This is a genomic window from Streptomyces sp. NPDC002276 (assembly GCF_053891435.1).
Map to the genome: position 1 here is coordinate 134,593 of NZ_JBSFCQ010000004.1, position 13,029 is coordinate 147,621.

Here is a 13,029-nt window from a genome sequence, read left to right on the forward strand (position 1 = left end):
AGCAGTACGAGCAAGGGAACATCGTCATGGCCACCACCTTCGACCCCCTGGAACCCGCGCTGTCGGTCCGTCAGGTCCTCGCCCTGGAACGGGTGTTGGCCGGGGAACCCGAGGTGGTGGCCGGCGCGAGCCAACTCGACCGCGCCGTGCGGTGGGTGCACGTCGCCGAGGCCGCCGACGTCGGCGTGATGCTCACCGGCGGCGAGATGGTCCTCACCACCGGAGTGCTCCTCGCCGGCGACGAGGGCGCCCAGGCCGAGTACATCCAGTCCCTGCACCGCGCGGAGGCCTCGGCCGTCGTCCTCGGGCTCGGCCGCGCCTTCCCCGCCCCGCCGGACGTGATGCGCCGCGCGGCCGAGCGCTGCGGGCTGCCCATGGTGGTGCTCCACCGCCCCTTCCCCTTCGCGGAGTTGACGGAAGAGGTCCAATCCCGGCTGGTACGGCGGAAGTTCGCCGCCGTCAGCCTCTCCGAGGCCGTACGGACCGCGCTCACCGGACTCATCACCGGCGGCGCCCCGTTGCAGAGCCTGCTCGACGAGGTCGCCACGCACAGCGCCTGTCCCGTGGTCGTCACCAACCTCGCGCACCGGGTCCTCGCCACGGCGGGGGAGCGGTCGGCGGTGGACGACGTGCTGCGCGACTGGGAGCGCATCTCCCGGCAGGCCGGGGGCAGCGAGGGCGACGGCTGGATCCGCGCCGAACTGGGCGGACGCGGCGAGCGCTGGGGCCAGATCATGCTGTGCGGCCACCGCGGCGACACCGCCACCGGACGCCTCCTCGCCGACCGCGCCGCCGAGGCCCTCGTCCTGCACCGCATGCTCGGCGGCTCCGCCCACACCTGGGAGGAACAGTCCGCGCAGAGCCTGCTCACCGACCTGGCGAGCGGAGTCGTACCGGCCCGCCAACTCCTGCCCCGCGCGCGGGCCGCAGGCCTGCCGGTCAACCGGCGCACCTTCGTACCGATGGTCGTACGCGACGGCGACACGACCCAACTGGACCGAGTCCTACGGCTGTTGGGCCTGCCCGGACTCGTCGCCGAACTCGCCGACGGCGTCACCGCCGTCCTGCTCAGCCTCCCCCGGGACCAGGACGCGGACGCCCTCGCCGCGCACTTCGCGAGCCGACTGCGCACCGAGTCGGGGTCGTTGAAGGCGGTGGTGGCCGCCGCGGGGCAGCGCACCGTCTGGGACGACGTGCCCGCCGGGCTGCGCGAGGCACAGCACGTGGCCGACGCCGTGGCCGACTCCAGCGACGCCCTCGAACTCCCCACCGTCGTACGCCTCAAGGACGTCCATCTGCGCGGCCTGATCAGGCTGTTGCGGGACGACCCACAGGTGCAGTCCTTCGCCGAACGGGAGTTGGACGGGCTGCTGTGCGCGGCCGACGAGGACCTCCTGGCCGTACTGCGCACGTATCTGGCCACCGGTCGCAACAAGTCGCGCACCGCTCAGCTCCACCACGTCTCACGGCCCGCGCTGTACCGCCGGCTGGAGGCGATAGAGGGCCGGCTCGGCGTGGACCTCGACGACTTCGAGCAGGCCGCGTCGGTGCACATCGCGCTCCTCGCGCACGACGCGCAACAGGGGTGAAACATGGGACTACCTGCGAAAACGGCGGTGAAACATGCGGCCACGACAGGGTGACACGGTGGAACGCCGTGCGCCCGCAGACGTGACACCGTGCAACTCAAAGACGACTTTCGGACTTCCTAGGCTCCTCACACACCTAGCGACCGGAGGTCCCGATGAGCACCGTGATTCGTGCCGCCCTGTTCCAGACAGCCTGGACGGGCGACAAGGAGTCCATGATCCAGGTCCACGAGCAGGCGGTCCGCGATGCCGCCGCGCAGGGTGCTCAAGTCCTGTGCTTCCAGGAGCTGTTCTACGGACCGTACTTCTGCCAGGTCCAGGACAAGGCGTTCTACGAGTACGCCGAGGCGATCCCGGACGGCCCGATCGTCAAGCGCTTCCAGGCGCTCGCCAAGGAACACGGCATCGTCCTGGTCCTGCCGATGTACGAGGAGGAGCAGCCCGGCGTCCTCTACAACACGGCCGCCGTGATCGACGCGGACGGCTCCTACCTCGGCAAGTACCGCAAGCACCACATCCCCCAAGTCCCCGGATTCTGGGAGAAGTTCTACTTCCGCCCGGGCAACAGCGGCTGGCCGATCTTCGACACCAAGGTCGGCAAGATCGGTGTCTACATCTGCTACGACCGGCACTTCCCGGAGGGCTGGCGTGCGCTGGGCCTCGCGGGTGCGGAGATCGTCTTCAACCCGTCGGCGACCTCGCGCGGCCTGTCGGCGTACCTGTGGCAGCTGGAACAGCCCGCTGCCGCCGCCGCCAACGAGTACTTCGTCGGCGCCATCAACCGTGTCGGCGTAGAGGAGTTGGGCGACAACGACTTCTACGGCACGACCTACTTCGTCGACCCGGAGGCCCAGTTCGTGGGCGAGGTGGCCAGCGACAAGGAGCCCGAACTGGTCGTCCGGGACTTGGACTTGGCCAAGCTGAGGGAAGTCCGCGACCGCTGGCAGTTCTACCGCGACCGCCGCCCGGACGCGTACGGGCCCCTGACCGCCCCGTAACTCGGGCTGCTTCCGCGCCCCTTTTTGGGAGGGCGCAGCCCTTCCCAAAGGGGCGCGGGGCAGCGTCCATTAGCGGCTTCGCCGCGGGGCGCGACCAGCCCCCACCGACCCGCACCCGACAACCCAACGACCCGCACCCGACGACAACCCAGCGGAGTCAAAATGAGCACCCGTACCGTCATCCGCGGCGGCCTAGTAATCACCGCGTCCGACGAACTCCACGCCGACGTCCTGATCGAAGACGGCCGCATCGCGGCCCTGGCCACCTCCGGCACCCCGACGGCCGACGCGTGGACCGCCGAGCGGGTCATCGACGCCACCGGGAAGTACGTCATCCCGGGCGGGGTCGACGCCCACACGCACATGGAGATGCCGTTCGGCGGCACCAAGGCGGCCGACACCTTCGAGACCGGCACCCGGGCCGCCGCCTGGGGCGGTACGACGACCATCGTCGACTTCGCGATCCAGAGCGTCGGCGGAGCCCTCCGCGAGGGCCTCGACGCCTGGCACGCCAAGGCCGAGGGCAACTGCGCCATCGACTACGGCTTCCACATGATCGTCTCCGACGTCAACGAGGACACCCTCAAGGAGATGGACCTGCTGGTGCAGGAGGGCGTCACTTCCTTCAAGCAGTTCATGGCCTACCCGGGCGTCTTCTACAGCGACGACGGCCAGATCCTGCGCGCCATGCAACGCGCCGCCGACAACGGCGGGTTGATCATGATGCACGCCGAGAACGGCATCGCGATCGACGTGCTGGTCGAGCAGGCGCTGGCCCGCGGCGAGAGGGACCCCCGCTACCACGGCGAGGTCCGCAAGGCCCTCCTCGAAGCCGAGGCCACCCACCGCGCCATCAAGCTCGCGCAGGTCGCCGGTGCCCCGCTCTACGTCGTCCACGTCTCCGCGATGGAGGCGGTCGCCGAGCTGGCCAAGGCGCGCGACGAGGGGCTCCCGGTCTTCGGCGAGACCTGTCCGCAGTACCTGTTCCTCTCCACCGACAACCTCGCCGAGCCCGACTTCGAGGGCGCGAAGTACGTGTGCAGCACGCCCCTTCGGCCGAAGGAGCACCAGGCCAAGCTGTGGCAGGGCCTGCGCACCAACGACCTCCAGGTGGTCTCCACCGACCACTGCCCCTTCTGCTTCGTGGGCCAGAAGGAACTCGGCCGGGGCGACTTCTCGAAGATCCCGAACGGCATGCCGGGCGTCGAGAACCGCATGGACCTGCTCCACCAGGGAGTCGTCGACGGCCACATCAGCCGCCGCCGCTGGATCGAGATCGCCTGCGCCTCCCCGGCGCGGATGTTCGGCCTCTACCCCAAGAAGGGCACCATCGCCCCGGGCGCCGACGCCGACGTCGTCATCTACGACCCGCACGCCGAGCAGACCGTCTCCGCCGAGACCCACCACATGAACGTCGACTACTCGGCCTACGAGGGCAAGCGCCTCACCGGCCGCGTCGAGACCGTCCTCTCGCGCGGCGAACTCGTCATCACCGAGCGGGAGTACACCGGGCACGCGGGCCACGGCGTCTACACCCCGCGCTCCACCAGTCAGTACCTCAACTAGGAGTGGCGCCAATGGACTTCGGACTTGTCCTCCAGACCGACCCGCCGGCCTCGCGGGTCATCAGCCTGATGAAGCGCGCCGAGCGCAACGGCTTCACCTACGGCTGGACCTTCGACTCCGCCGTGCTGTGGCAGGAGCCGTTCGTGATCTACAGTCAGATCCTGGCCAACACCACGAAGTTGACGGTCGGCCCGATGGTCACCAACCCGGGCACCCGCACCTGGGAGGTCACCGCCTCCACCTTCGCGACCCTGAACGACATGTTCGGCAACCGCACGGTCTGCGGCATCGGCCGCGGCGACTCCGCGATGCGCGTCGCGGGCCGAACTCCCAACACCCTGGCCCGGATCAGCGAGGCCATGAAGGTCATCAGGGCGCTCGGCTCCGGCCAGGAGGCGGACCTCGGCGGCACGGTCATCAAGTTCCCCTGGGCCAAGGAGGACGCCCAACTCCCGGTCTGGATGGCCGCGTACGGCCCCAAGGCCCTGAAGATGACCGGCGAGGAGGCCGACGGCTTCATCCTCCAGCTCTCGGACCTCTACCTCACCGAGTACATGGTCAAGGCGGTGAAGGACGCGGCCGTCGCCGCCGGACGCGACCCGTCCGAGGTCAAGATCTGCGTCGCCGCGCCCGCCTACGTCACCGAGGACGACTCCCCGGAGGCGCTCGCCCACGCGCGCGACCAGTGCCGTTGGTTCGGCGGCATGGTCGGCAACCACGTCGCCGACCTCGTCTCCAAGTACGGCGAGCACTCCGCGGCCGTACCCGAGGAACTCACGGACTACATCAAGGCCCGTGAGGGGTACGACTATTCGCACCACGGTCGCGCCGACAACCCCGACACCGCCTTCGTGCCCGACGAGATCGTCGACCGGTTCTGCATCATCGGATCGGCCGAGAAGCAGATCGAAAAGCTCAACGCACTGCGCGAGTTGGGCGTCGACCAGTTCGCCGTCTACGACATGCACGACGCGCAGGAAGCGACGATCGACGCCTACGGCTCGAGGGTGATCCCGGCCGTCAACGGCTGAGCCGTACTGGTAAATCCGCTCAACTCCCCGTCCCCCCACTCCAGTTCTCCCCCTCCCCACCGTCCTGGGGAGGGGGGTGGCGGGGCCGGGGAAGGGCAAGCACGCCCCCACGCCGCCCGGCACGCACTCTCGCCGCACCGGGCGAAGGCCCAAGTAGCTCCGCTACGAGGACCTTCGCCCGGCACACCGAGAGCACGCACCGAACGACGCGGGCACGCACTCGCCCTTCCCCGGCCCCGCCAAGCCCCCGCACGGCCTTTCCGGACCCACCTCATTGATTGGCCTGCCCATGACCGACACCGCTCCCACGGCCATAGAGCCGACCGCTCAAGTCACCCTCGCCGACGGGCGGGTGGAGATCGCCCCCGGATCTCCGCAGCCCAGCGGGCCCTACGCCAACGACGATCTGCTGCCGGTTCCCGTCGAGAAGCGCACCTGGACCACGTACAACTTCTCCGCGCTGTGGGTCGGCATGGCCCACAACACGGCCTCCTGGACCCTGGCTTCGGGGCTCATCGCCGTCGGCATGGACTGGAAGCAGGCGGTGTTCACCATCGCCCTCGCCAACCTGATCGTGCTGGTGCCGATGCTGCTCACCGGGCACGCGGGGCCGAAGTACGGCATCCCCTTCCCGGTCTTCGCGCGCGCCTCGTTCGGTGTGCGCGGCGCCAACCTCCCCGCCGTGGTACGGGCGTTGGTGGCCTGCGGCTGGTTCGGCATCCAGACCTGGATCGGCGGTGAGGCGATCTTCTTCCTCGCCGGCAAGCTGATCGGGGACAGTTGGGCCAACGCCTCGCACATCGGCGGGTACGCCTGGACGATGTGGCTGTCGTTCGCGCTGTTCTGGGTGCTTCAAGTGGCCATCATCTACCGGGGCATGGAGACGATCCGCCGCTTCGAGAACTGGGCGGCGCCCTTCGTGCTCGTCGGCGCGTTCGTGATGCTGTGGTGGATGAGCAGCAAGGCCGGCGGCCTCGGCCCGCTCTTCGACCAGCCCTCGAAGCTCGGTTGGGGCGGCAGCTTCTGGAAGCTGTTCTGGCCCTCGCTCATGGGCATGATCGGCTTCTGGTCCACGCTGTCGCTGAACATCCCCGACTTCACCCGCTACGGCAAGAGCCAGAAGGCCCAGACGTGGGGCCAGGCGCTCGGTCTGCCGACCACCATGACCCTGTTCGCGTTCCTGTCGGTGCTCGTCACCTCCGGCTCGCAGGCCGTCTACGGCAAGGCGATCTGGGACCCGGTACAGCTCGCGGCGAAGACCGACAACGTCGTAGGCCTGCTGTACGCGTTGGTGACCGTGCTGGTCGCGACCCTGTCCGTGAACATCGCGGCCAACCTGGTCTCGCCCGCCTTCGACTTCTCCAACATCGCGCCCCGGAAGATCAGTTTCCGTACCGGCGCCCTGATCACCAGCGTCCTGGGCGTGCTGATCTTCCCGTGGAAGCTGTACTCCGACCCGCAGGGCTACATCTTCACCTGGCTCGGTCTGGTCGGCGGTCTGCTCGGCACGGTCGCCGGCATCCTCATCGCCGACTACTGGATCCTGCGCCGCGGCAAGCTCGACCTGACCGATCTGTACAGGGCGGGCGGCCGCTACTGGTACGACGGCGGCTGGAACTGGCGGGCCGTCGTCGCCTTCCTGGTGGGTGGCGTACTCGCCGTCGGCGGCGCCGACTTCCACCCGCTGATCGACGGCCGCCCCATCCCGGCCCTGTCCTCCCTCGCCGACTACGGCTGGGCGGTGGGCCTGGGCACGTCGATGGTCCTCTACGTGGGGCTGACACTGGGGACCCGGAAGAAGTGGACGCGCGTCAAGGTGTAGGACGTGCCGACAGGGCGCCGGGGCTAGCTGGCCTTGGCGCCCTGTAGCGCGGTCACCGCTTCCTTCGCGGCCTTGATCGCGCCCTTGTTGATGACGTCCGTGCTCGGCGCCTTCTTGTTCTCGAAGTCGCTGCCGTTGTACGTGATGGTCACCAGCGCGTTGCCCGCGCGGACGACGACCGTGCCCTCACGCGTCTGCTGCTTGTCCTCCGTGGTGAGGTTCACGATGGAGTAGGCCGCGTCCCCGAGCCCGGGCACCACTCCGCCGCCACTCTTCTCCGTAGTCGTCTCGGTGTACGACTTCTTTGCCGCTTCGTCCGATTCCGTGATCTCGTACGACACGTCGAGCCAGCGGTAGTCGTACCCCTTGAGCGCGTTCCACGAGCAGGTGCGGCGCACCTTCGTGTCCGTCGACGGGATCTCCTTGCCGGCCGTCTTCGCGCCCGGCACCAGGGACTTGATCGTCGCCACCGTCACACTTCCGCACGGGGCGGGGGACGTGGAGTACGCCTTGACCACGGGTGCCGTCGACGGCGCCGAGGTCCCGGACGAGGAGTCGGACTCGGGCGTCGCCTTGTGATCGGCGGTCGTCGTCGCGGCGAACGGACCGGACGTCAGGGCCCAGCCCATCGCGGCGAGCACGACGACCGGCGACAGACGCGCGGTGAGAGCGAGCGGCAGAGGTAGAGAACGCAAGTCGCACTTCTCGTGGGGGAAGGGTGCGGAGCGGGTCCGCACTGCGGACGGGAACGTCAGTGTCACATGACTCCCTGTGAGGCGGAAGTGTGAACTCGCTCCGTGCCTGTGCGGTGACAGTGCCCGACCGCGGACGCGTTGTGTGTCCTCTTATGTCCACCGCTCAGGTGAGGCAGGCGGCCACCCGCATCGTCGTCTCGATCCGTTCGACGGCCGCGAACGCACCGTACGCGACGAGTCGCACGAGACTCGCGTCACTCCGCGACGGCTCCCGCCAGGCGGCCACGTCCTCCTCCGATATCCGGTACGGCGCGAGCGCGGCCAGCACCGCCAGGCGCGCCGCCGGCCGCTCCCGCCGGTTCGGGAAGCCGCGCAGCACGACCGGCGGATGCCCTCCGTCCCAGGCCCACAACGTCTCCCGTACGAGGGTCAGGTCGTCCGCGTCGAGCAGATCCGCGCCCGCGAGCGCCGCCGTGCGCAGGGCGTCGTAGGCCGGGCCCACCGGGGTTCCGGCCGCCCAGCCAGGGCCGGGGCCCGGCGTGTCGAGCAGGGGGAGCGCCGCTCCCGGTACGGCCCTGCGGCGCACGGTGCGGGCCACGCTGCGCCCGGCGAGGCTGCGGACGGCCCGGAACCGCTGGGCGTTGCCCGGCAGGAGCTGTTCGGTCAGCAGGGCCGACACGATGCGGTTGATGAAGTGGAAGGCGAGTGCGGTGCCGAGGTAGGCGGGTGCCTGCTCGGGCGGGAACGGGTACGGCGCCAGGGTCGCGCCCGGGACCCGGGTGCGGCGGCCCCAGTCGAGCATCCGGGCGTGCTCCTTGTCCTCCGGTGTGCCGCCGCGCGCCAGGTGCTCGGCGAGGGCGTGGTCGCCGGTGGCGTGCAGCAGGACGGTGTGCGCGTCCGCGCAGAACGGGCACTTGTTGGCGAGCGAGACCCCGAGGGCGGCCAGCTCCTTGCCGGTGCGGCTGCCGGCGCCCGCGATCAGCGACTCCCGCATCAACGCCCAGGCGGGCGCCAGGAGTTCGGGCACGGAGGACAGGACCACGAAGGTCGGGGGCCGTTCGATGCCGAAGTCGACGGCGATCTGCTCGAAGACCTCGGCGGTGCGGCCGGTGGCGGACTTCGGCGACGGGGGCAGGGTGTGACGGAAGGGTGTGGGCATGGCAGTAGCGTGCGCCGCCCGGGTGCCCCGGGTCGTCGTACGGCCGAAGGGAGTTGACGCTGCGTCGGCCGGGTGGTGCGGGGCCGGGAAGTACTGCGTGGGGAGTAGTCCAGGAGTTGTCCACAGGGCTGACGCCCACGTCGGCGCGGCGGTCTACTGTGCGGTCATGAGCGGGTACCCGGTCGATGTGACCCCACGCAGGCGCCTCGCCGACGCTTCCCTCGCGGTCGTGATCGGCGCCCTCGTCATGACCGTCGCGGCCTTCGACGCGGGCACGACCGCCGTCGACCACGCGCTGATCGCGCTCGCCTCGGCGGCCCTGGCGTTCTACCAGACGGCTCCGCGCGCGGTCCTCGCCGTGGCCACGGTGGCGGAGGCGGCCTACGTCCTGCACGCCCACCCGGGGCCGGTCGCCGCTCTGCCCGTGCTCGCCGCCATGCACACGGCGGCCCGCGCGGGACACCGCGGTTGGGCCGCCGGGGCGGGCGGGCTGTTCCTCGCCGCGTACTTCGCGACGGGGCCCACGACCCAGCAGGTGGTCGAGCGGACCGCGCTCATCGCCGGCTGGTTCCTGTGCGCGGTGGTCACCGGCCTCGCCGACCGCAACTGGCAGGCGTATCTGCGCCAGACCGAACAGCGTGCCCTGGAGGCCGAACGCACCCGCGAGGAGGTCGCGTTGCGCCGCGCGGGCGAGGAACGCCTGCGCATAGCGCGGGAGTTGCACGACTCCCTCACCCACAGCATCTCGATCGTCAAGCTCCAGGCGGGCGTCGCCGTCCACCTGGCCCGCAAGCGCGGCGAGGAAGTTCCGCCCGCGCTGCTCGCCATCCAGGAGGCGGGCGGCGAGGCGATGCGGGAGCTGCGGGCCACCCTGGAGATCCTGCGCACCACCGAGGAGCCCACCGGCACCCCCGAGTTGCTCGTCGAGCGGGCCTGCGCGGCCGGACTCGCCGTCGAACTCGCGGTGACGGGCGAGGAGCGCCCCCTCGCGGCGACGGTCGACCGCGCGGTGTACCGCATCGTCCAGGAGGCCCTGACCAACGCGGCCCGGCACGCGGGCCCGGCCAAGGTCAGCGTCCAACTCGACTACGGCGACGACGACTTGACGATACGGGTGGAGGACGACGGGGCGGCCGACCCCGGCTGTCCGCCGAAGCCCGGCATCGGACTCACCGGCATGCGCGAGCGTGTCACGGCCCTGGGCGGCACCCTGCACACCGCCCCGCGCGCGGAGGGCGGCTTCGCGGTGCGGGCCGAACTGCCATTGGGGGAGGCGAGATGATCAGGGTCGTGGTCGTCGACGACCAGGCGTTGATGCGCGCGGGCTTCCGCGCCCTCCTCGACGCCGAGGACGGCATCGAGGTGGTGGGCGAGGCGGCCGACGGCGAACAGGGCGTGGCCCTCGTCCGCGCGCAACTGCCCGACGTCGCGCTGATAGACGTACAGATGCCGGTCATGACGGGCATCGAGGCGACCCGCCGTATCGCCGCCGACCCCGCGCTCGCCGCGGTCCGGGTCGTCATCCTCACCAACTACGGCCTGGACGAGTACGTCTTCGAGGCGCTGCGGGCGGGCGCCAGTGGCTTCCTCCTGAAGGACACCGATCCGGCGGACCTGCTCCAGGCGATCGGGATCGTCGCCGGCGGCGAGGCCCTGCTGTCCCCGTCGATCACCCGCACCCTCATCGGCGAGTTCGTCTCCCGGCCCCCCGACCGCTGCACCGCCACCGGCCTGGAACACCTCACCCGCCGCGAACGCGAGGTCACCGCCCTGGCCGCGCGCGGCCTCACCAACGAGGAGATCGCCGCCCACATGGTCATCAGCCCGTTCACGGCGAAGACCCACATCAGCCGCGCCATGACCAAGCTCGGCGCCCGCGACCGGGCCCAACTCGTCGTGTTCGCCTACGAGTCGGGCCTTGTGACGGCTCGTGCACCGGACTCCCGCGGCGAGGCGCGGACGCCCGCCCCGCCGCCCACGGTCAGCCGCCCGTCCTCGTGAGGTCGAGGAGCAGCGCCTGCTCGGGGTTGAGGTTCGGCAGCGGGAGGCCGGCGACGGTGAGCACCGAACCGGGCAGGGACAGGCCCTCGTCGAGGGCGGCGGACAGCCAGGCCGGTTCCGCCGTCTCGTGGAAGGACGGCAGGCCCAACTCGGCGCGTACCCGCACCCGGTAGGTCGCCTCGGGGTCCAGGCCGGGCAGCGGCACGCGCCCGTACTGGCCCTCGGGGGAGGTGGCGAGCCGCGCCCAGCAGTACAGCGCCGCCGACCCGTCGTGGGCGACGACCCCGTGCAGCAGCGTCGACTCGTCGGCCAGGTCGGCGCGGACCGTGCGACCGCCGTGGAGCAGCGGGCGCAGTTCGCGGTGGAGGGCGGTCCAGGCGGTGAGGCGGGCCAGTTCCTCCGGGGAGCAGCGGGTGAGGTCCTGTTCGATGCCCGCGTGCCCGAACAGGGCCGTGGTCAGGCGGAGTTGGTCGGAGCTGACGCGGTGCGTGGTGTGGCTGGTGCGCGGCCCCACGTGGGTGCCGACCAGTTCGGGGGGCAGTAGCTGCGCGGTCCAGCGCTGGATGGTCTGGCGCTCCACCGGGTCGTTGCAGTCCGAGGCCCAGACCCGGTCGGTCCGTTCCAGGATGCCCAGGTCGATCCGGCCGCCACCGGCCGCGCAGCTCTCGATCTCCAGCGCGGGATGGCGCTCCCGGAGGGTGTCCATCAGCCGGTAGAGGGCCACTACTTGGGCGTGCGCCACGGGACGGTCGGCGGCGGAGTGCACGGTCTCGTGGAGTTCCCGGTTGTGGTCCCACTTGAGATAGGCGATGCCGTACTTCTCCACCAGCGCGTCCAGCGTGTCCAACAGGTACCGCCAGGCATCGGGGTCGGCCAGGTCCAGCACATGCTGATGGCGGGCCGCGGGACCGACCCCGCGGGCGGGGCCCAGCACCCAGTCGGGGTGCTCGCGGGCGAGGTCGGAGTCCAGGTTGATCATCTCCGGCTCCACCCACAGCCCGAACTCCATGCCCAGCGACCGCACATGGTCCACCAGCGGGGTCAGTCCCTCGGGCCACACCACCGGGTCGACGGTCCAGTCGCCGAGCCCGGCGTCGTCCGAACGACGGCCCCGGAACCAGCCGTCGTCCAGCACGAACCGCTCGACACCGACCTCGGCGGCCCGGTCGGCCAGCCGTAGCAGCCGGTCCAGATCGTGGTCGAAGTACACGGCCTCCCAGCTGTTGAGGATCACCGGGCGGGGGCCGCGCGGATGCGTGGGGCGGGCCCGGAGCAGGGTGTGGAAGCGGTCGGCGAGCCCGTCCAGGCCCTGGTCGGACCAGGCGAAGTGACAGACCGGAGCGGTGTACGACTCGCCGGGCGCGAGCCGGATCTCCCCGGCCCGCAGGAGTTCGCCGCCGCCGAGCACCCCCGCGTGGGCGCCCGCGCCCTCCGGCAACCGCTCCGCCAGATACCGCTGGTCGCCGCTCCAGGCCACATGAACGGACCAGATCTCCCCGTCGCGGAAGCCGAATCCGGGCACACCCACCGCCATGACGTACGGCGAGTCCACTCCCGGCTTGCCCCGCCGCACCTCACGGGCATGTGTGCCGAATCCCAGCGGCTGCCGCTGCGGTGAACGCTCCCGGCTCCACTTGCCGGTGAAGTCCAGGACCTCGGATGCCCGGCGCGGCAACGGCAGCAGCGTCGTGAGGGCCGCCAGGTCGTACGGCGCGGGGTCGGCGTCCGGTCGGCGGGTGAGCGTGGTCCGTACGCCCAGTACCCCGGAGGGCTCCAGAACGTAGGAGAGGGTGACGTCGAGTCCGGTGCCGGGGTCGGTGAGGTGAAGGGTCAACTCCCCACCCGTAGAACGTGGTTGGTAGGAACTGTCGGCCAGGGTCAGCCGGGGTGCGGCGAACGCGCCGGCGAGATGGCCCTCCTGGGCCGGGGTGCCCGACCAGGCGTCGGCTTCGGTGGGCCAGACGGTGAACCGGCGCGGAATGTCCACGGAGTTGTTGAGCACGGCGGGTTCGCCGGTCAGGGCGAGCGCGGCCAGGGACTCCCGCGGGAGGTCGCCGAGGTCGGCACCCCAGTGCAACACCCTGGGCACCGGCTCGGTGAGCTCCACGACGAGGGCGGTGCCCGCCGCGCGCAGGATGTGGATCCGCGCCGTGGTGTCCGGCATGAAG

At 70.8% G+C, this 13,029-nt stretch carries 10 protein-coding genes; 7 read left to right on the forward strand and 3 right to left on the reverse strand.

Annotated elements, in window-relative coordinates; genetic code table 11:
• Positions 1-26: 26 nt before the first annotated feature.
• The 5 genes from ACWIHT_RS12650 to ACWIHT_RS12670 all read left to right on the forward strand — a co-directional run bounded on the left by ACWIHT_RS12650 (position 27) and on the right by ACWIHT_RS12670 (position 7,006).
• Positions 27-1,589 (forward strand): PucR family transcriptional regulator, encoded by a 1,563-nt coding sequence (locus ACWIHT_RS12650; protein WP_456167298.1) that lies wholly within the window; start codon positions 27-29, stop codon positions 1,587-1,589.
• Between the two features lie 155 nt (positions 1,590-1,744).
• Complete coding sequence (locus tag ACWIHT_RS12655) at positions 1,745-2,587, forward strand: nitrilase-related carbon-nitrogen hydrolase (protein ID WP_019071248.1); 843 nt, start codon at positions 1,745-1,747, stop codon at positions 2,585-2,587.
• A gap of 162 nt (positions 2,588-2,749) precedes the next feature.
• Positions 2,750-4,153: a dihydropyrimidinase gene (gene hydA, locus ACWIHT_RS12660; protein ID WP_317885525.1), complete on the forward strand. Its 1,404-nt coding sequence runs from the start codon at positions 2,750-2,752 to the stop codon at positions 4,151-4,153.
• Positions 4,154-4,164: 11 nt separating this feature from the next.
• On the forward strand, positions 4,165-5,184 hold the full coding sequence (locus ACWIHT_RS12665; RefSeq protein ID WP_456167300.1) for a TIGR03842 family LLM class F420-dependent oxidoreductase: 1,020 nt from the start codon (positions 4,165-4,167) through the stop codon (positions 5,182-5,184).
• A gap of 289 nt (positions 5,185-5,473) precedes the next feature.
• On the forward strand, positions 5,474-7,006 hold the full coding sequence (locus tag ACWIHT_RS12670) for an NCS1 family nucleobase:cation symporter-1 (RefSeq protein WP_456167302.1): 1,533 nt from the start codon (positions 5,474-5,476) through the stop codon (positions 7,004-7,006).
• A gap of 23 nt (positions 7,007-7,029) precedes the next feature.
• Here ACWIHT_RS12670 and ACWIHT_RS12675 read toward each other — a convergent pair whose 3' ends face one another.
• The gene (locus ACWIHT_RS12675) at positions 7,030-7,701 is read right to left on the reverse strand and encodes a hypothetical protein (protein ID WP_456167304.1); all 672 of its coding nucleotides are present in this window, start codon (positions 7,699-7,701) and stop codon (positions 7,030-7,032) included.
• Between the two features lie 163 nt (positions 7,702-7,864).
• Positions 7,865-8,860, reverse strand: coding sequence for a carboxymuconolactone decarboxylase family protein (locus ACWIHT_RS12680; RefSeq protein ID WP_456167306.1), 996 nt, complete (start codon positions 8,858-8,860; stop codon positions 7,865-7,867).
• Positions 8,861-9,026: 166 nt separating this feature from the next.
• On the opposite strand from ACWIHT_RS12680, the gene ACWIHT_RS12685 reads away from it, so the two are divergent.
• Together ACWIHT_RS12685 and ACWIHT_RS12690 are read left to right on the forward strand one after the other, a co-directional pair.
• Positions 9,027-10,142 (forward strand): sensor histidine kinase, encoded by a 1,116-nt coding sequence (locus tag ACWIHT_RS12685; protein WP_456167308.1) that lies wholly within the window; start codon positions 9,027-9,029, stop codon positions 10,140-10,142.
• On the forward strand, positions 10,139-10,861 hold the full coding sequence (locus ACWIHT_RS12690) for a response regulator (RefSeq protein ID WP_456167310.1): 723 nt from the start codon (positions 10,139-10,141) through the stop codon (positions 10,859-10,861). Before ACWIHT_RS12685 ends, ACWIHT_RS12690 begins: the two co-directional genes overlap by 4 nt.
• Here the strand turns inward: ACWIHT_RS12690 and ACWIHT_RS12695 are convergent.
• Entirely contained in the window at positions 10,842-13,025 is a 2,184-nt protein-coding gene (locus ACWIHT_RS12695; protein WP_456167312.1) for an alpha-galactosidase, read from the reverse strand. The genes ACWIHT_RS12690 and ACWIHT_RS12695 overlap by 20 nt on opposite strands.
• Positions 13,026-13,029: the final 4 nt, after the last annotated feature.

What these genes read in the sequence shown, in the direction of transcription:
- ACWIHT_RS12650 (WP_456167298.1), top strand. Translation starts at nt 27, where the DNA reads ATGGCCACCACCTTCGACCCCCTGGAACCCGCGCTGTCGGTCCGTCAG.
- ACWIHT_RS12655 (WP_019071248.1), top strand. Translation starts at nt 1,745, where the DNA reads ATGAGCACCGTGATTCGTGCCGCCCTGTTCCAGACAGCCTGGACGGGC.
- hydA (WP_317885525.1), top strand. Translation starts at nt 2,750, where the DNA reads ATGAGCACCCGTACCGTCATCCGCGGCGGCCTAGTAATCACCGCGTCC.
- ACWIHT_RS12665 (WP_456167300.1), top strand. Translation starts at nt 4,165, where the DNA reads ATGGACTTCGGACTTGTCCTCCAGACCGACCCGCCGGCCTCGCGGGTC.
- ACWIHT_RS12670 (WP_456167302.1), top strand. Translation starts at nt 5,474, where the DNA reads ATGACCGACACCGCTCCCACGGCCATAGAGCCGACCGCTCAAGTCACC.
- ACWIHT_RS12680 (WP_456167306.1), bottom strand. Translation starts at nt 8,860, where the DNA reads ATGCCCACACCCTTCCGTCACACCCTGCCCCCGTCGCCGAAGTCCGCC.
- ACWIHT_RS12685 (WP_456167308.1), top strand. Translation starts at nt 9,027, where the DNA reads ATGAGCGGGTACCCGGTCGATGTGACCCCACGCAGGCGCCTCGCCGAC.
- ACWIHT_RS12690 (WP_456167310.1), top strand. Translation starts at nt 10,139, where the DNA reads ATGATCAGGGTCGTGGTCGTCGACGACCAGGCGTTGATGCGCGCGGGC.
- ACWIHT_RS12695 (WP_456167312.1), bottom strand. Translation starts at nt 13,025, where the DNA reads ATGCCGGACACCACGGCGCGGATCCACATCCTGCGCGCGGCGGGCACC.